General features: G+C 55.2%; 19 protein-coding genes. 2 read left to right on the plus strand and 17 right to left on the minus strand.

Translation table 11 applies throughout. The annotated features are described in order from the left end of the window. The first annotated feature begins 36 nt into the window (after window positions 1-36). Entirely contained in the window at window positions 37-546 is a 510-nt protein-coding gene (locus ACMGG3_RS11725; RefSeq protein ID WP_414149196.1) for a GNAT family N-acetyltransferase, read from the plus strand. 47 nt (window positions 547-593) lie between these two features. On the opposite strand, the gene hisP is transcribed toward ACMGG3_RS11725, so the two are convergent. The 15 genes from hisP to pdxB form a co-directional block, all read right to left on the minus strand. Next, window positions 594-1,367: a histidine ABC transporter ATP-binding protein HisP gene (hisP, locus tag ACMGG3_RS11730; protein WP_020883129.1), complete on the minus strand. Its 774-nt coding sequence runs from the start codon at window positions 1,365-1,367 to the stop codon at window positions 594-596. Window positions 1,368-1,375: 8 nt separating this feature from the next. Next, window positions 1,376-2,092 (minus strand): ABC transporter permease, encoded by a 717-nt coding sequence (locus ACMGG3_RS11735; protein ID WP_008502590.1) that lies wholly within the window; start codon window positions 2,090-2,092, stop codon window positions 1,376-1,378. Further along, window positions 2,089-2,775: a histidine ABC transporter permease HisQ gene (locus ACMGG3_RS11740; protein ID WP_020883127.1), complete on the minus strand. Its 687-nt coding sequence runs from the start codon at window positions 2,773-2,775 to the stop codon at window positions 2,089-2,091. Before ACMGG3_RS11740 ends, ACMGG3_RS11735 begins: the two co-directional genes overlap by 4 nt. A gap of 88 nt (window positions 2,776-2,863) precedes the next feature. Further along, window positions 2,864-3,646 (minus strand): histidine ABC transporter substrate-binding protein HisJ, encoded by a 783-nt coding sequence (gene hisJ / locus ACMGG3_RS11745; protein ID WP_020883126.1) that lies wholly within the window; start codon window positions 3,644-3,646, stop codon window positions 2,864-2,866. A gap of 226 nt (window positions 3,647-3,872) precedes the next feature. Beyond that, window positions 3,873-4,655: a lysine/arginine/ornithine ABC transporter substrate-binding protein ArgT gene (gene argT / locus ACMGG3_RS11750; protein ID WP_014171026.1), complete on the minus strand. Its 783-nt coding sequence runs from the start codon at window positions 4,653-4,655 to the stop codon at window positions 3,873-3,875. A 290-nt stretch (window positions 4,656-4,945) separates the two neighbouring features. After that, window positions 4,946-5,515 carry a UbiX family flavin prenyltransferase gene (locus tag ACMGG3_RS11755; RefSeq protein ID WP_014171027.1) on the minus strand — a complete coding sequence of 190 codons (570 nt, stop codon included), beginning with the start codon at window positions 5,513-5,515 and terminating at the stop codon, window positions 4,946-4,948. Between the two features lie 89 nt (window positions 5,516-5,604). Further along, the gene (gene purF, locus ACMGG3_RS11760; RefSeq protein ID WP_014171028.1) at window positions 5,605-7,122 is read right to left on the minus strand and encodes an amidophosphoribosyltransferase; all 1,518 of its coding nucleotides are present in this window, start codon (window positions 7,120-7,122) and stop codon (window positions 5,605-5,607) included. Window positions 7,123-7,158: 36 nt separating this feature from the next. Beyond that, window positions 7,159-7,647 (minus strand): colicin V production protein, encoded by a 489-nt coding sequence (gene cvpA, locus ACMGG3_RS11765; RefSeq protein ID WP_000262116.1) that lies wholly within the window; start codon window positions 7,645-7,647, stop codon window positions 7,159-7,161. A 211-nt stretch (window positions 7,648-7,858) separates the two neighbouring features. Further along, window positions 7,859-8,560, minus strand: a complete 702-nt coding sequence (dedD, locus tag ACMGG3_RS11770) for a cell division protein DedD (protein WP_322415976.1) — start codon at window positions 8,558-8,560, stop codon at window positions 7,859-7,861. Continuing rightward, window positions 8,550-9,818, minus strand: a complete 1,269-nt coding sequence (gene folC / locus ACMGG3_RS11775) for a bifunctional tetrahydrofolate synthase/dihydrofolate synthase (RefSeq protein ID WP_414149197.1) — start codon at window positions 9,816-9,818, stop codon at window positions 8,550-8,552. Before folC ends, dedD begins: the two co-directional genes overlap by 11 nt. A 67-nt stretch (window positions 9,819-9,885) precedes the next feature. Then, the gene (gene accD / locus ACMGG3_RS11780) at window positions 9,886-10,791 is read right to left on the minus strand and encodes an acetyl-CoA carboxylase, carboxyltransferase subunit beta (protein WP_108647979.1); all 906 of its coding nucleotides are present in this window, start codon (window positions 10,789-10,791) and stop codon (window positions 9,886-9,888) included. A 154-nt stretch (window positions 10,792-10,945) separates the two neighbouring features. Continuing rightward, window positions 10,946-11,605 (minus strand): DedA family protein, encoded by a 660-nt coding sequence (locus ACMGG3_RS11785; RefSeq protein ID WP_121339212.1) that lies wholly within the window; start codon window positions 11,603-11,605, stop codon window positions 10,946-10,948. A 28-nt stretch (window positions 11,606-11,633) separates the two neighbouring features. Continuing rightward, complete coding sequence (gene truA, locus ACMGG3_RS11790; RefSeq protein ID WP_059306629.1) at window positions 11,634-12,446, minus strand: tRNA pseudouridine(38-40) synthase TruA; 813 nt, start codon at window positions 12,444-12,446, stop codon at window positions 11,634-11,636. Further along, window positions 12,446-13,459, minus strand: coding sequence for an aspartate-semialdehyde dehydrogenase (locus tag ACMGG3_RS11795; RefSeq protein ID WP_014171035.1), 1,014 nt, complete (start codon window positions 13,457-13,459; stop codon window positions 12,446-12,448). The genes truA and ACMGG3_RS11795 overlap by 1 nt, the downstream gene beginning before the upstream one ends. A gap of 67 nt (window positions 13,460-13,526) precedes the next feature. After that, window positions 13,527-14,663: a 4-phosphoerythronate dehydrogenase PdxB gene (gene pdxB / locus ACMGG3_RS11800; RefSeq protein WP_020883119.1), complete on the minus strand. Its 1,137-nt coding sequence runs from the start codon at window positions 14,661-14,663 to the stop codon at window positions 13,527-13,529. 113 nt (window positions 14,664-14,776) lie between these two features. Between pdxB and flk the strand changes: the two genes are divergently transcribed. Next, window positions 14,777-15,781, plus strand: a complete 1,005-nt coding sequence (gene flk, locus ACMGG3_RS11805; protein WP_059306630.1) for a flagella biosynthesis regulator Flk — start codon at window positions 14,777-14,779, stop codon at window positions 15,779-15,781. Window positions 15,782-15,858: 77 nt separating this feature from the next. Here the strand turns inward: flk and ACMGG3_RS11810 are convergent, their stop codons facing one another. Both ACMGG3_RS11810 and fabB read right to left on the minus strand, forming a co-directional pair. Beyond that, window positions 15,859-17,037, minus strand: a complete 1,179-nt coding sequence (locus ACMGG3_RS11810; RefSeq protein ID WP_025203568.1) for an MFS transporter — start codon at window positions 17,035-17,037, stop codon at window positions 15,859-15,861. A 206-nt stretch (window positions 17,038-17,243) separates the two neighbouring features. Further along, complete coding sequence (fabB, locus tag ACMGG3_RS11815; protein WP_014171039.1) at window positions 17,244-18,461, minus strand: beta-ketoacyl-ACP synthase I; 1,218 nt, start codon at window positions 18,459-18,461, stop codon at window positions 17,244-17,246. Window positions 18,462-18,463: the final 2 nt, after the last annotated feature.

Genomic DNA, 18,463 nt, shown 5'->3' on the forward strand with positions numbered 1-18,463 from the left:
CAGTGATATGCCATGTTCCGACGAAATGGCATATCTATGGCAACCATTACCACTCCCCGGCTCCACCTCACGCCCTTCGAACCCACTGACTGGCCTTTTTTCCGTGCCCTGCGCGAGGATCGCGCCATCATGCAGTATATGGCCGCTATCGCCCCGGAAAAAGAGACCCGACGCCTGTTTGCCGCACGTCTGACGGCAGCGCATGTGTTCGTTATCCGCTTACGCGATGAAGAGACCCCACTGGGCGATATCGGCCTGCAAATTAGCGCTGAAAATCGTGAAGAGGCGGATATCGGCTATACGGTCGTGTCTGCCGCGCAGGGCCAGGGCATCGCCAGTGAGGCACTGCGCGCGGTGTGTGACTACGCATTTAACCAGACGGGCGTAAAGGCGATTAACGCATATGTGCTGGCAGACAACGGCGGGTCAGTCCGGGTACTGGAGAAAGCGGGTTTTGTGCGCACGCAGGTGCTGGAAAAAGCGTATGAGATTAACGGTGTGCGGTATGACGACTGGGTGTATCGACTGGAGTGTGGTGCGGTTTGAGGCCCACACTCCGGCCCTCTCCCACCGGGAGAGGGGAAAGGCAAAACCTACTTCAAAGACCCCTTCAGGAACTGCTGTAAACGTGGGCTTTGCGGGTTCGCTAACACCTCATCGGGATGCCCCTGCTCTTCGATTTTCCCCTGATGCAGGAAGATGACGTGGTTAGAGACGTTCCGGGCAAAGCCCATCTCGTGCGTCACCACCACCATCGTTTTGCCCTCTTCGGCGAGCTTCTGCATGATGCGCAGCACTTCGCCAACGAGTTCCGGGTCCAGCGCGGAGGTCGGTTCGTCGAACAGCAAGACTTCCGGCTCCATCGCCAGCGCGCGGGCTATGGATACGCGCTGCTGCTGCCCGCCGGACAGATGTACCGGATACTTCATCTGCTGGCGCTCATCAATACCCACTTTCGCCAGGTATTTCACCGCACGGTCTCGGGCGTCCTGTTTGCTAAGACCCAGCACCTGGATTGGCGCTTCCATTACGTTCTCCAGCACCGTCATATGGCTCCAGAGATTAAAGTGCTGGAAAACCATCGTCAGGCGCGTACGCAACAGACGCAGCTGATTTTTATCCGCCACCTTCAGCTGGCCGTCTTTGTCACGCACCAGATTGATGTTCTGCCCGCTCACCACAATTGAGCCTTCGCTCGGTTTTTCGAGGAAGTTAATGCAGCGCAGGAAAGTACTTTTACCGGAGCCGGATGAGCCGATAATACTGATGACATCGCCCGCGTTTGCCTGCAGCGACACCCCTTTCAGCACTTCATGTTCGCCGTAGCGTTTGTGCAGATCAATAACGTTTAATTTGTTCTCAGCCATCATCATTCTCAGTGCGTCGAAGAAGGTTTTATATGCTGCAACCAGCGTTTTTCTGCCTTACGGAACAGGCTAATCAGGACGTATGAAATTATCAAATAAAGCACTGCCGCAATACCGAATGCGGTAAACGGCTGATAGGTTGCCGAGTTAATATCCCGGGCAATCTTCAGTAAGTCCGGCACCGTGGCGGTAAAGGCCAGCGCCGTGGAGTGCAGCATCAGAATCACTTCGTTACTGTACGCCGGTAACGCAATACGCAGCGCCGACGGCAGAATGATGCAACGGTAAAGCTTCACGGAGGAGAAGCCGTACGCACGCGCCGCTTCAATTTCACCGTACGGGACAGAGCGAATCGCCCCTGCGAAAATCTCGGTGGTATAGGCGCAGGTATTGAGCGTCAATGCCAGCACCGTACAGTTCAGACCGCTGCGGAAGAACGCATTGAGCATTTCAGTGCCTTTTACGATCTCAAGCGTGTACATCCCCGAATAGAACACCAGCAGCTGCACGTACAGCGGCGTACCGCGAAACACATAGGTAAACAGCCAGATTGGGAACTGGATAAATTTATTGTTCGACACACGACCAATGGCGAGAAATACCGCCAGAATGCCGCCCATCACCACAGAGGAGATCAGAAGCCAGAGCGTAATGGCGACGCCGGTGAAGCGATAGCCATCTGTCCACAGCAGCGATTTCCAGTATTCCTGAATAATCTCAATCACAGATCAGCCCTCTTCACACCCACGGAGTAGCGACGTTCGAGCAGAAGCAGCACACCATTGGAGGCGGTTGTAAAGACCAGATAGATTACGCCACATACCACCGCAAAGTAGAACGGCTCCCAGGTGCTTTTGCCGGCAAGCTGGGTCGCTTTCACCACATCTTCCAGGCCAAGCAGAGAGACCAGCGCGGTTGCCTTAAGAATAACCTGCCAGTTGTTACCGATACCTGGAAGCGCATAGCGCATCATGGCCGGGAACATGATTCGACGAAACGTCTGTGAGGAGGTGAAACCGAATGCGGTTGCCGCTTCAATGTGGCCTTTCGGCACAGCCATATACGCGCCGCGGAAGGTTTCGGTGAAATAGGCCCCGTAGATAAAACCGAGCGTAATAATACCGGCCACCATCGGGTCGATATCGATTTGTCCCATACCCATTGCGTCCGTCACGCTGTTAAGCGCAATCTGCAGACCGTAAAAGATCAGAAGCATCAGCACCAGATCGGGAACACCGCGAATCAGCGTCGTATAGCCTTCAAAAATCAGCGCCAGCGGCTTGTTAGCCGAAAGCTTCGCCCCTGCGCCCGCCAGACCTATCAGCACCGCCAGCACCACGGAGCTGAGAGCCAGCTCAAGGGTGACAAGCGCGCCCTGTAAAATAACGCCAGAAAATCCGTACAGCATACCGCGAGCCCTGTCGTATCGTGAGTGGTGGAACCGTGTCTTTTCCCCTCCCACAGTGGGAGGGGCTGCACGTTATTTGACGGGGCGATTAGCCGCCGTAAACATTGAAATCGAAGTATTTTTTCGCAATTTTCTCGTACGTGCCGTCAGCGCGCATTTCGGCAAAGGCTTTGTTCAGCGCTTCACGCAGTTCGTTGTCTTCCTTGCGCAGGCCCATACCGGTGCCTACACCAAACAACTTCACATCCTTGATGGATGGACCGCCAAACTTATAGTCTTTGCCGACCGGCTGTTTCAGGAAGCCTTCGCTCGCCGCAACTTCATCCTGGAACGCTGCGTCAATGCGACCTGCCGTCAGGTCAGCGTAGATATTTTCCTGGCCCTGATAAGAGACGATTTCAATCCCTTTCGGCGCCCAGTGTTCGTTACCGTAGGTTTCCTGAGTGGTCCCCTGCAGCACGCCCACGCGTTTGCCTTTCAGCGACTCGAGAGTAGGCTGAATGTCAGAAGATTTGGCGACAACCAGACGTGAATCTGCCGCGTAGAGTTTGTCCGTGAAAGCAATCTCCTGCTGGCGTTTTTCAGTGATGGAGAGCGAGGACATAATCACGTCGATTTTTTTCGCTTTCAGCGACGGGATCAGCGCATCCAGTGGGTTCTCAACGTAGGTACACTGCGCTTTGATGCGTTTGCACAGTTCGTTGGCCAGATCGATGTCAAAACCAACCAATTCACCTTTAGAATTCTTCGATTCGAACGGTGCATAGGTAGGATCGGTACCGATTCGAATTTTCTGCGGAATTGCTGCGAATGCCGCGGTGGCGCTGGAAAAGGCCAGCACCAGAGAAAGTGACAATACTAGTTTTTTCATATCTGTCCTCAACAAACTGTCTACATACGGGATTTTTACGACGACGGGGTGGTGCTAATGTGCCATCAATCCCCTCCGTCAGGCAAAGAATAATGCCTTTGAGCCGGGATTTTTTGCATTATAAATGCGTAAGTATGCACACAGTGATCCAATACAGTGCATTAATTGCACCATATTGGATCATCCCGCCTGACAATGCACCTCAGCAGTGCATTGTCGTCAGGTATTAGTCACCGTAGACGTTGAAGTCGAAGTATTTCTTCGCCAGTTTGTCGTAGGTACCGTCTTTACGCAGCTCAGCAAACGCTTTGTCGAAGGCGGCTTTCAGCTCGGTATCGTCCTTACGCAGGCCGATACCCGTACCGTCACCAAAGTACTTTTTGTCTTTCACGGACGGGCCAGCAAAAGCGTACTCTTTGCCCGCTGGCTGTTTCAGGAAGCCTTCACTCGCGGCGACTTCATCCTGGAATGCCGCATCCAGACGGCCTGCCGCCAGGTCAGAGTAGATCAGATCCTGGTTCTGGTACGCCACCACATCGACGCCCTTCTCACGCCAGTTCGCATTGGCAAACCCTTCCTGCGTTGAGCCCTGAAGCACGCCGACATGCTTGCCTTTCAGCGAGTCGATGGTGGGTTGAATCGGGGAGCCTTTAGCGGCAATCAGACGTGAATCTGCAGCGTAAAGCTTGTCAGAGAAGGCAATCTCCTGCTGACGTTTTTCGGTGATAGAGAGAGAAGAGATAATGGCGTCGATTTTCTTGGCTTTCAGCGACGGGATTAACGCATCAAAGTCGCTGCCCACCCATGTGCATTTCACCGCAATGCGTTTGCACATTTCATTTCCCAGATCGATATCAAACCCAACGAAATCGCCTTTCGCATCCTTGGAAGAGAATGGCGCGTAAGTTGCGTCTGTACCGATACGAACTGTCTGTGGAAGCGCTGCGTAGCTACCTGCTGCCGCACTTAACCCCACCAGCAAAGACAGAGCCAGAACCGTCTTCTTCATACATTTACCCTCAAGTACCGTGATTTTATTATGTATTGTGTTGTGTGTTGTGTTGCAGGCTTCTCTTGCAGGTCTTATGCCACATTGCCGTCTGGTGAAAAGTTCGACGTTAAATATGTTAATAAAACGTTGCGATATTGCCTTAATGGTGAAAGATAGCAGGTCTGCCGAACGAACCGGAAAGAGAAAAAGGGAAAAAGCGAATTAAATGTCGAGGATATGATCGCCGTTGCATAATTGCCCTGAAACAGGGCACGTTATCTTTTCATGCACGCTGTGGGTGCACAGATTCAGGCACCCTGCCAGCGGGTGAAGAGGTCTTCGGGCAGGTCGATATCAAACTGATCGAGAACGCGGTTAACCGTCTGATTAATCACATCATCCAGTGAAACGGGCCGGTGATAGAACGCCGGTACCGGTGGCATGATCACCGCGCCGAGTTCAGCAGCCTGAGTCATTAAACGCAGATGTCCCAGGTGCAGCGGCGTTTCCCGCACGCAGAGAACCAGAGGACGACGCTCCTTCAGCACCACGTCCGCGGCGCGGGTCACCAGCGTGTCGGTATAGCTGTTTACAATGCCGGAGAGCGTTTTAATGGAACATGGCAGGATAACCATGCCGGCCGTTTTAAACGAGCCTGAGGAGATGCTGGCGGCGATATCGCGGGCATCGTGAACCACATCCGCCAGCGCCTGAACATCACGCAGTGAGAGGTCGGTTTCAAGAGAGAGGGTCTGACGTGCCGCCTGGCTCATGACCAGATGCGTTTCCACTTCTGCCACGTCACGCAGCACCTGTAACAGACGTACGCCGTAAATCGCGCCACTGGCACCACTGAGCCCAACAATGAGTCGTTTCATGATTTTCGCCCTAACTGATTTCAGGGCAGACTGTGCAGGATTTTGCGGGGAGTTGCAAGTGAGGGCAAATGCCCTCACTTGCACAGACATCAACCTTCGTTGTGCATCTCTAAACTTTCGAGATCGTTTTGCAGCTGGACGGCCTTCGCATCGTCGTTGCGCAGCGAATCAAGGTAGTCGAGGTACTGCTGGTCAACGTCTTTCGTCACGTAGACGCCATTAAACACAGAGCATTCGAACTGCTGAATATCCGGGTTCTCAGCGCGTACTGCGTCGATAAGATCGTTCAGATCCTGGAAAATCAGGCCGTCGGCACCGATGATCTGACGAATTTCGTCCACTTCACGACCGTGAGCGATCAGCTCGTTGGCGGTTGGCATATCGATGCCGTACACGTTCGGGAAACGAATTTCCGGTGCGGCTGAGGCCAGATACACTTTCTTCGCACCCGCTTCGCGCGCCATCTCAATAATCTGTTCTGAAGTGGTGCCGCGAACGATGGAGTCATCCACCAGCAGGACGTTTTTGTCGCGGAACTCAGCGCGGTTTGCGTTCAGTTTACGACGTACGGACTTACGGCGCAGCTGCTGACCCGGCATGATAAAGGTACGACCAACGTAGCGGTTTTTCACAAACCCCTGACGGTATGGCTTGTCCAGAATGCGGGCGATTTCCAGAGCGATATCGCAGGACGTTTCCGGAATAGGAATAACGACGTCGATATCCAGATCGTCCCACTCGCGGGCAATCTTCTCGCCAAGTTTTGTCCCCATGTTCACGCGCGCGCTATAGACGGAAATCTTGTCGATAAACGAGTCCGGACGGGCGAAGTAAACATATTCAAACAGGCACGGATTGCTCACCGGGTTGTCAGCACACTGGCGGGTGAACAGCTGGCCCTTCTCAGTGATATAGACCGCTTCGCCAGGCGCAACATCACGCAGGAACTCGAAGCCCAGGGTATCCAGCGCCACGCTTTCAGAGGCAACCATGTATTCGGTACGACCATCACCGAGATCGCGCTTACCGAGTACCAGCGGGCGGATGCCGTTTGGATCGCGGAAGGCAACCATCCCGTGGCCGATAATCATCGCCACGCAGGCATACGCACCACGGATCTGGCGGTTAGTCGCGGCAACGGCGGCAAAAATGTTGTCTGCTTCCAGCGGGTAGTGACGGAAGTTATCCAGCTCGCTGGCAAAGATATTGAGCAGAATTTCAGAATCAGAGGTGGTGTTAATGTGGCGACGTTTCTCTTCGAACAACTTCTTACGCAGCTCGTGCGCGTTGGTCAGGTTGCCATTGTGGGCAAGCGTGATGCCATACGGTGAGTTGACGTAGAAAGGCTGAGCCTCAGAGGCGCTGGAACTGCCAGCAGTAGGATAACGAACGTGACCGATCCCCATATTACCTTGCAGACGCTGCATATGGCGGGCTTCAAACACATCATTTACCAGACCATTCGCCTTACGTAAACGGAAGCAGTTGTTTGCATCAATGGTGATGATACCCGCAGCATCCTGCCCACGGTGCTGAAGCACCGTTAACGCGTCATAAATCGACTGGTTTACCGGCATGAAACCGGCGATACCGACAATACCGCACATTCGTCTTTTCCTCGTTAAGCCACATCTCAGAGCGCATTACGCTCTGGGCAAGAAACTCGACGAGCTTTGCAGATAGTCAAAGAACCATCTGATGATGAAACTGAACTCTGGAATGAGCTGCGATTTTTGCCAGTCTTCACTTTTGGAGAACCCGGTAAAGGTATCCAGGAAGAACAGGATCGCGGCCACAATCAGCACGCCTCGTAGTGCGCCGAAACAGATCCCGAGTACCCTGTCTGTTCCTGACAGACCGGTTTTCTCGACCAGCTGACCTATCACGTAATTTACGATAGCGCCGACAATCAGCGTCGCGATAAACAGCACCGCGATAGCGATTCCATTTCGGACCAGTTCATCTTCAAAGCCCGTGAACCAGACAGACAGGTAAGTGTAGTAATGACTGGCAACAAAGAAAGCACAACCCCAGGTTACCAGCGATAACGCTTCACGAACAAAGCCACGGATCAGGCTAACCAGACAGGAAAAACCAATCACCGCAATGATGGCGTAATCAATCCAGACCATATGTGTCCCACGATTTAACGCCCTGTCATCCAGTTCGGGGCGAATTCTAACAGAAAAAGAAAACGTTTGCGTAGGGATTTCCTTCCCGCGCGTAAATAAAAAAGGCGCTGAAAAAATGTTCAACGCCGTGGCTTTTTACGTCTCTGTGGACGTCTGCCGTCACTCTTCCCCCCACCCTCTCCTCACAGAAAGGATAAGGGTGAGGGAGGGGTTAGTTCGCGCTGTAGCTCATCACCACACCGCTCAGGCCGGAGATCTGCTTCAGCTCACCCAGCGATCCTTTAAGCTTATCTTTGGACGCTTCTGGCCCCACGAGAATACGGGTAATTTTACCCTGTACCGGCGTGGAAGGTGAAGTGTAAACACGATATCCCGCACTGCGCAGTTTACCCACCACCTCATTGACCTTATCGGCATTTTTCAGCGCACCCAGCTGCACGACGTAGGCTTTGCCCGTCGGAGCGGCTTCCTGCTGAGCCGATTTCGCCGGAGGCGGTGTCTCTGTCGCTGCGGCAAGCTGTTCGCTCGTTTTATCACGCTGCGGTTTCGGCTGCGTTTTTTCGACCGGCTTCGGTTTCTCAGCCGGTTTAGGCTGCACGACCGGAACCGGTACAGGATCGATATCGTTGGTGTTGCTCGCCGCCAGACGAGACGGATCAAGAGACGGCGCAGCCGCATCGCCCGCGCGAACCTCTTCCGCTGCGCCTTCCGGCGGCTGAGCAGGAAGGGCCTGTGTCGCCGCAGGCAACATATCCGGCTCGTCGCGATCGCCCGGTTTCGGTACCAGTGGAATGGCTGCAAACTCATCCTGATAGTGCTTTTTCTGCCCGTCGAGCAGGCCCGGAAGAATAATGACTCCCAGCGCCACCAGCACTATTGTTCCTGCTAAACGGTTCTGAAACTTACTCGCCACCGGTTCTCCCCGCGTCCATCACGTCCATGACATGTGCCACCGTGTGGAACGAACCACACACCAGCACGGTATCTTCTGGTTTAGCATCCGCCATCGCGGCATGCCAGGCCTGAGCCACGCTATTATAGATTGCGCCTTTGCCGAGATGTTCCATCAACTGCTCAGCGGTCGCCCCGCGTGGCCCCTCCAGAGGAGCACAATACCAGCTATCGACCACACTCTCCATGCAGGCCAGCGTACCGCCAATATCTTTATCATGAAGCATACCGATAACCGCCAGCACGCGCCCGGTTTTTGGTAACGATTTGAGACGTCCCGCGAGATACGCCGCGGCATGCGGGTTGTGCGCCACATCGAGGATCAGGCGCGGTGACTCGCTGACAATCTGGAAACGCCCGGGCAGGATCGCCCGCTCAATGCCCTCGCGAATCGCCTGCTCGCTCACCGCCAGACCGCTTGCGCGCAGTGCCGCCAGCGCGGTTGCCGCGTTAGGCTGCGGCACCTGCGGCAATGGCAGGTTGTCCAGTGCGCCCTGCGCATCGCTAAAGCGCCAGTCGTCTGCCTGAACCTCATACTGCCACTCTACGCCACGGCGCAGCAGACGCGCACCCGTCTCATTCGCCACCTCTGCAATGGTGTGCGGCATATCCGGCTCGCCGACCACGGCAGGTTTATTCGTCCGGAAAATCCCGGCTTTCTCGCGACCAATGCTTTCGCGATCCGGCCCCAGCCAGTCGGTATGATCCAGCGCAATGCTGGTCACGACGGCCACATCCGCATCCACCATGTTGGTAGCATCAAGACGCCCGCCGAGGCCGACTTCCAGAATCACCACGTCCAGCTGCGCCTGCTTAAACAACCACAGTGCCGACAGGGTGCCGTATTCAAAATAGGTTAATGAAATTTCACCGCGCGCAGCTTCAATTTCCGCGAAAGAGGCAGTATGCGCTGATTCCGGCAGCTCGCGGTTTTGCACACGCACCCGCTCGGTATACCGCACGAGGTGTGGAGAGCTGTAAACGCCAACCTTATAGCCTGCTGCCATCAGGACAGACTCCAGCGTGCGGCACGTCGTGCCTTTACCGTTCGTTCCGGCAACGGTGAACACAAACGGCGCTGGTTTCAGTACGTCGAGACGCGCGGCAACCTGGCTTACGCGCTCAAGCCCCATATCGATGGTTTTACTGTGCAGGTTTTCCAGATAAGAAAGCCACGCGGCCAGGGGCGACGTGGCTTGGGGAATGCTTTTATTTTCCATGATGCCCGGTCATTAACAGTTGAGAAAGCAAAAGGGCAGCGCCATCCGGCCCTGCCCTTTTCAGTTATCAGGCCTCGGGTTCCTGATCCGGTACCACCACGCCTTCGCGCGGCTCATCCGGGTTCGGCGCTGGCAGATTCATCATCTTCGCCAGGATGCTTGCCAGTTTCAGGCGCATCTCCGGACGGCGGACGATCATGTCGATAGCGCCTTTCTCGATGAGGAACTCACTGCGCTGGAAGCCCGGCGGCAGTTTTTCACGTACGGTCTGTTCGATGACGCGTGGACCCGCAAAACCGATCAGCGCTTTCGGCTCAGCGATGTTCAGATCGCCCAGCATGGCAAAGCTTGCGGAAACGCCACCCATCGTCGGGTCGGTCAGCACGGAGATGTACGGCAAACCGCGCTCCTGCATTTTCGCCAGCGCAGCAGAGGTTTTCGCCATCTGCATCAGCGACATCAGCGCTTCCTGCATACGTGCACCACCGGAAGCGGAGAAGCAGATCAGCGGGCAGTTGTCTTCCAGCGCCTGCTCAACGGCACGCACAAAGCGCGCACCCACGACAGAGCCCATTGAGCCACCCATAAAGGAGAACTCAAACGCGGCAGCCACCACCGGCATCGTGTGCAGGGTGCCTTTCATGACGATCAGCGCGTCTTTCTCGCCGGTCTCTTTCTGTGCAGAGGCCAGACGGTCTTTGTATTTTTTGGAATCACGGAACTTCAGCACGTCTTTTGGCTCAAGCTCGCTACCCAGTTCTACCAAAGAACCTTCGTCCAGCAGGCTATGCAGGCGATTACGCGCCGTCATACGCATATGGTGGTCACATTTCGGACACACCTCAAGATTGCGTTCCAGCTCTGCGCGGTACAGAACCTGGCCGCAGCTATCACACTTCGTCCATACCCCTTCAGGAATGCTCGCTTTACGAGTCGGGGTTATGTTGCTTTTAATTCGTTCAATCCAGCTCATTGATAACCTTTCTGCCTGAACCTGGTCGTATGCCAGTTTTGCTATAAGAGGCGAATAATGCCATTTTTGCCTCCAACAGACCATGAATGTTGCACATTAAAACATAACAGCCCGAAACTTTGGATAAAAAAGTGGTCGAACCGCCAGTATGCATTTACTTCGCTTGCTTTGCTGCCGCACGTCGGTGACGAATAATCTCAATAACCCCAGGCAGTACCGAAAGCACAATAATCGCTACAATCAGTAACTTAAGGTTTTCCTGGACCACCGGGAGATCGCCAAACAGGTAGCCGGCATAGGTAAACAGCAGCACCCACAGCAGCGCGCCAACAACGTTATATGCCGCAAAGTGACGATAGGACATATGCCCCATTCCCGCCACAAACGGTGCAAATGTACGCACAATAGGCACAAAACGGGCAAGGATAATGGTTTTGCCGCCATGGCGTTCATAGAACGCATGGGTTTTGTCGAGATAGCTGCGACGGAAAATTTTCGAGTTCGGATTGCTGAAAAGCCGCTCACCAAACACCCGTCCAATCGTGTAGTTCACCGCATCACCAATAATCGCGGCGATAACCATCAACACAACCATCAGATGCACATTCAAATCGTTAGTCGGTAACGCGGATAACGCGCCGGCCACGAACAGCAGTGAATCCCCCGGCAGGAACGGGGTGACAACCAGACCGGTTTCACAGAACAGAATGAGGAACAGAATAGCGTAAACCCAGACGCCGTACTGCGCGACCAGCTCCGCCAGGTGAACATCAATATGCAGGATGAAATCAATCAAAAAACGTATTACGTCCATTTTGTCTAAGCCTTAATTGCACCTTTGATTAGTCCGCTAAAAACAGCGGGCCCATTGGCGGTTTCGGCAGGTCAAACCGATCCGGATAGTCTACCGAGACCAGATACAGCCCTTCCGCTTTCGCCGTGGCTGCCGCAAGCGTTCTGTCCTTCGCTGCCAGCAGTTCTGCAATCCAGCTCTCCGGCTGGTGTCCGGCACCCACTTCCATCAGGCTGCCCACAATATTCCGCACCATATGATGTACAAAGGCATTGGCTTTGATATCCACCACCACATACGCGCCATAACGGCTGACGTTTATGTGCATGACATTACGCCACGGCGTACGGGACTGGCACTGCACCGCACGGAACGAGGTAAAGTCATTTTCACCAATCAGACACTGCGCCGCACGATGCATACGTTCAGCATCAAGCGGTTCATAAAAATGCGTCACGCCCTGGCTTAACACCGCCGGACGTAGACGCTGATTGTAGATGACATAGCGGTAACGGCGCGCGGTGGCGCTGAAACGCGCATGAAAATCTTCGGGAACATCTTTAACCCAACGAACCGCAATGTCTCCAGGTAAATTCGCATTCACCCCCAGCGTCCATGCGGCGTCCTTTCGCACAGCGGTGGTTTCAAAATGAACCACCTGCCCCGTGCCGTGAACGCCGGCATCCGTACGCCCGGCACAGAAAACGACTATCGGTTCGTTCGCCACCTGAGAGAGCGCTTTTTCCAGTTTTTCCTGGACGCTGCGCACCTCATTTTGACGCTGCCAGCCATAATACTTACTGCCATCGTACTCAATACCGAGGGCAATTTTATGAACAGGCTTGTGATCCACTTCTGACATCAGTACAGGTACTCCTGCACGAGTTTCTCCGCAATTTTCACCGCCATCAGAGCGCCGCCAAAGCGAACGTTATCGGCAACTGACCAGAACTGGATCTGCTCAGGCATTCCGTAATCGTTACGCACGCAGCCAACAGACAGATGTGCACTACCGGTCGCATCACCAACCTGCGTCGGGAACTCACTCTCTTCGGAGAGGGCGATATCCTCACCGCGACCAAACGCGTCACGCGCTTCTTCTGCGGCGAGCGGGCGCAGCGCTTCAAAACCGACCATCTGTGCGTGGCCGTAGAAGACAGGAGACTGCACGCAGCTGGCAGAGATCATCAGGCCGTCATCCTGCAGAATTTTACGGACTTCATCGACAATACGGCGTTCTTCGCGCACGCTGCCTTCGCGATCCGGCAGCAGTGGCAGCATGTTAAACGCCAGCTGGCGACCAAAATAGTCGTCTTCATCAATCGGAACGCCGCTCAGCAATTTCGCGCTCTGCCCGGCTAGCGCGTTAACCGCTTGCTTGCCGTTGGCAGACGCAGACAGCAGGCTGGTGACGAAGATACGCGACAGGCCGCCTTCATCGATCAGCGGTTTCAGCGCGGTAAGCAGCTGACTGGTCAGGCTGTTCGGTACGGCGATAACGTTGCGGTTACGGTAGTCTGCCAGCACAAACGGGTTCACATCCGGCACCACCAGCGGCACATCCGGCTCAAGCGCGAACAGGCCGCTTAAGTCAATCACCAGACAACCCGAGTTGGTGGCCTCTTCAATGTAAGACGCCGTAGCCTCAGCACCGGCTGCAAAAAACGCCAGCTGCGCCTGAGTCCAGTCGAACCCGGCCGCATCCTGAACCATGACAGATTTACCGCCAAAACGCAGATGTTCACCCGCGCTATCTGTACGCGCCAGCGCATAGATATCACCCACCGGGAACTGACGCTCAGCAAGGGTTTCGAGCAGGGCTTCACCCACGGCACCCGTGGCACCTAAAATGGCAATGTTCCAGCCTTCAGACATGGTGGTTTACTCCAGAAATAAAAAAGCGTCCCTGTCGGAGTATCCAACAGGGAGCATTAAGAAGACATTAATGTGCCGGGTGATGAACGGCGTTAAAACCCAGTTTATGCAGCTGCGTCGCAGCCGTTGCGTCGTCGCAAATCACATACAGGGAAGACCACTCGCGGCGCTCAACATAGTTCTTGCGCAGCTTATCAAACTCACCCGGAATACCCGCCACTTTACGCAGCAGCGCGTCATCGCGGCGCACATCATACACCAAATGGACCAGTCGTTTCAGCGTTGCCTGATCGAGTGGCCCGTGCAGGGTAATGCGGCCAAATTCAGGCGCAGGCAGTAAGGTATCCAGCGCCACCTGCTGTGGATGGCCGATAAAGGCGCTATAGGCCTCAAAGACCTGCGTCGTGCCGCGGGCTTTTCCTTCAAGGGTATAACCGGCAATATGCGCCGTTGCGACGTCCACCTTGTTAAGCAGCGCAACGTTAAGCTCAGGCTCCGGCTCCCAGACGTCCAGCACCACGCTAAGCGCTTGCCCCTCTTCCAGACATTTCAGCAGCGCAAGGTTATCGACCACCGGGCCCCGGCAGGCATTTATCAGAATAGTGCCAGGCTTCAGACGACGGATCAGGGCTTCATCAGCAAGGTGCAGCGACTTATAAGGCCCCTCTTTAAACAGCGGCGTATGGAAAGTGATCACATCGCACTGTGCAACCAGTTCATCCAGCGAACGGAAGTCGCCTTCATCACCGTTGTCTTTACGCGGCGGATCGCACAGCAGAGTGCGAATGCCTAACGCCTCAAGACGTTTATGCAGGCGCCCGCCCACGTTGCCCACACCAACAATCCCGACGGTACGGTCCTGCAACGCAAAACCGTCGCGCTCAGCCAGCATCAGCAGGGAGGAGAAGACATATTCCACGACCGCAATGGCGTTGCAGCCCGGCGCGGCTGAAAAACCGATCCCCGCCTGCTTAAGCCATTTATCATCCACATGATCCGTCCCTGCCGTTGCGGTCCCGACAAATTTTACCGCTTTGCCGGAGAGCAACGCTTCATTTACTTTGGTTACCGAGCGCACCATCAGCGCGTCTGCATCATCCAGCTCGTTTACCGGGATCGGCCGACCCGGGACAGCCTTAACGTTGCCGAGGCGGCTAAAGAGCTCGCGGGCATAAGGCATATTTTCATCAACGAGGATTTTCACGTCTGAGTACCTGTTTGAGAGGAAGAAAACCCATCAAGTGTGCCATAATCTGGCCGCCAGGCATATACGTCTGCCAGGTTTACGCTGAGTTTTGACTTTAAGGATTTTTGACGATGCAGCCCATTTCAGGTACGCCGCCGCGCCCTCCGGGTGAAGGCCCTGTCACACCAAACGTTGCAGGCGAACAACCGCTATCCACACAACAGCGCACCGTGCTGGAGCGACTGATCACGCGTCTGATCGCGCTGACGTCGCAGCAAAACGCGGAAGTCTGGGCTGGGGTAAAGCACGATTTAGGTGTCAGGAACGACGCACCTTTGCAGTCGCGCCATTTCCCTGCTGCCGAGCAAAACCTGAACCAGCGGATTGATACTGCACAGCAGAATCACAGCACACGCCAGATTGTCTCGCAGCTGACCGAGCTGTTGGGCCAGGGAAATAACCGCCAGGCGGTGAGTGATTTTATTCGCCAGCAGTTTGGTCAGACCGCCCTGAGCCAGCTGACCCCGGAACAGCTCAAAACCGTACTGACGCTGCTGCAAACCAATCAGCTGTCAATTCCACAGCCTCAGCAACGCCCTGCGACCGAGCGTCCGCTGCTGCCTGCCGAGCACAACACGCTCAAGCAGATGGTGACCAAGCTGGCCGCCGCCACCGGCGAACCGACGAAGCTTATCTGGCAATCAATGCTGGAACTCTCCGGCGTAAAAGCGGGCGAGCTGATCCCGGCGAAACAGTTTACGCATCTGGTGACCTGGCTACAGGCGCGTCAGACGCTCAGCACCCAGACCGCTCCAACCCTGCACACGGTTCAGGCGGCACTTAAGCAGCCGCTGGAGCCGAACGAATTTGACACCATTCGTGATTACGCCCAGCAGACCTGGCAGGCCACACCGCAAACGGTACTGACCACCGCGCAGGTGCAGGATGTGCTCAATCAGATTTTCGTTCGCCGCGCCGAACGCGAAGGGGGCGTGCCGGAAGCACGAAACATACAGCCAATCTACAATCCGCTGTTTGCGCCGGTGGTGGAAACGTTCAGAACCCTCTCTGCCCGTCCAGGATTGATGTTTATTGCGTTAATGATTGCACTGGCGATTTTCTGGCTGGTCGCATAACGGTTTCGCCCGGTGGCGCTACGCCTGCCGGGCCGACAGCACACCGGGGAAGGCATGCCGCCCCGGCACTTAACCAGCTAAGACTGCCGAAACGCCACCAGCGTCACCACAATGCCCATAACCGCTGCAACCGCGCCCGCCAGGAAAACAGACGGATACCCGAACGATGTCGCTAACAGACCTGCCAGCGGCCCGGTTACCCCGTATGAGATATCCTGAAACGCCGCATAGCCGCCAAGCGCCGTGCCACGCACCTGCGGGGCGACACGTTTTACCACCTCCACACCCAGCGCCGGGAAAATAAGCGAGCATCCGCAGCCGGTCAATGCCGCGCCTAACAACGCTACGGACGCAACGGGTGCACTCCACAATAATAGCAAACCCAGGGTTTCAATCACCAGTGATGCCACTGCAACCTTCACGCCGCCAAAACGATCCGGCATCCAGCCGAACAGCACGCGCATTAAGACAAATGCGCCACCAAAGGCGGTCAGCGTAAAACCTGCCATCGCCCAGCCGCGGCTCATAAAGTAGAGCGAGACGAACGTACCGATTACCGCAAAACCGACGCCCTGCAGGGCCAGGCCAAGGCCCGGCTGCCAGATTTGGCCCACCACGCTCCACAAAGACGGGCGCTCCCCTTTATGGGCAGGGACTTTACGTACCGGACCGTTGAATGCCCATGCCAGCAGAGGCAGCATCAGGGTAGTCGCTGCCAGCGCGGCAAAGCCAAAGTGGCTGTGGATAAGCAACCCGAGCGGGGCGCCTGCGGCAAGCGCGCCATAAATGGCCATACCATTCCAGGACATGACTTTGCCGGAGCGTGCAGGCCCCACCAGTCCCATACCCCATGTCAGCGTACCGGTCAGGAGCTGGCTTTCACCAAAGCCCAGGATTAAACGCCCCACGATCAGCAGCGCAAATTTATACGCAGCGTCAACCGGCAGGAGAGCGGCCAGCAGCCATGCACCTCCCGCCAGACCACAGGCAAACATGCCCTGTAACGCCGAGCGTTTTGCCCCGTGCTGATCCGCCAGACGTCCTGCATAACCGCGGGTTAATACCGTAGCCAGGAACTGAATACCCACGGCGACGCCGACCATGGTGTTGCCATACCCCAGCTCCTGATGAACAAACAGCGGGATCACCGGCAGCGGCAGGCCGACGGTCATATAGGTCAGGAACACCGCAAACGCGATGCGAAACAGCGAGACATTCGCTGAAGAGGTTGTTTCTGTTTGAGTGACTGCAGTCATGCTTTACTCCGAAATGAAGAGTAAGGCGGGGAAAAACCACGCCCCCTCTTCCTGATAACCAGGATTTAGGTGCGTTGGTTGACGTTGAACGCTTACGCATTATCGTGAGGATAATGTTGAGGTAGGAAGTTTGCCTGCGAGATCAGCCGCTTGTCAATGCTTAAAAAAAGGGAGCCGTCAGGCTCCCCTTTTGAATCAGTCAGAACTTATGCGTTGTACTTACGCATCACCAGCGTGGCGTTAGTACCGCCGAAACCGAAGCTGTTGGACATGACGGTAGTCAGTGTCGCTTCTTTTGGCTGGGTCACGATGTTCAGACCTGCGGCCTGCTCGTCCATCTCGTCAATGTTGATGCTTGGGGCGATAAAGCCATTTTCCAGCATCAGCAGAGAGTAGATCGCTTCCTGAACGCCAGCAGCACCCAGAGAGTGACCGGTCATGGCTTTGGTCGCGGAGATAGCCGGGCTGTTGTCGCCGAACACTTCACGGATCGCACCCAGCTCTTTCACGTCGCCTACCGGAGTAGAGGTACCGTGGGAGTTCAGGTAGTCGATTGGTGTGTCAACGCCGTGCATCGCCATCTTCATGCAGCGCACTGCGCCTTCACCGGATGGAGCCACCATGTCAGCGCCGTCAGACGTTGCACCGTAGCCCACGATCTCAGCGTAGATGTGCGCACCACGCGCCAGCGCGTGCTCCAGCTCTTCAACCACAACCATACCGCCGCCGCCTGCGATAACGAAACCGTCACGGTGCGCATCATAGGTACGGGATGCTTTATCCGGAGTTTCGTTATATTTGGTGGACAGTGCCCCCATTGCGTCGAATTCACAGGCCATTTCCCAGCCCAGTTCTTCGCCGCCGCCAGCAAACACGATGTCCTGTTTACCCAGTTGGATCTGCTCAACCGCATTACCGATGCAGTGTGCGGAGGTCGCACAGGCAGAGCTGATGGAGTAGTTAACGCCGTGGATTTTGAACGGGGTCGCCAGGCAAGCGGAAACCGCTGAACCCATAGCTTTAGTCACAACATAAGGACCTACCGCTTTCAGACCACGTGGGCTACGCATTGCGTCAGCACCAAAGACCTGCGCTTTAGATGAGCCACCGGAACCGGCGATCAGACCTACGCGTGGGTTGTTCTGGTAAACTTCCGCGCTCAGACCCGCATCCGCAATCGCTTCCTGCATGGAGAGATAAGCATAAATAGAGGCATCGTTCATGAAACGAACCACTTTACGGTCAATCAAACCGGTGGTGTCCAGTTTGACGTTACCCCATACGTGGCTACGCATACCTGAATCTTTAAACTCTTCAGAGAAAGTGATCCCGGAGCGTCCTTCACGCAGAGATGCCAGGACTTCCTGCTGGTTATTACCGATGCTGGAAACGATGCCCAGGCCAGTAATCACTGCACGTTTCATTC

It is taken from the genome of Enterobacter sp. BNK-18, assembly GCF_047456135.1.
GTDB classification, from domain to species: Bacteria; Pseudomonadota; Gammaproteobacteria; order Enterobacterales; family Enterobacteriaceae; genus Enterobacter; species Enterobacter ludwigii.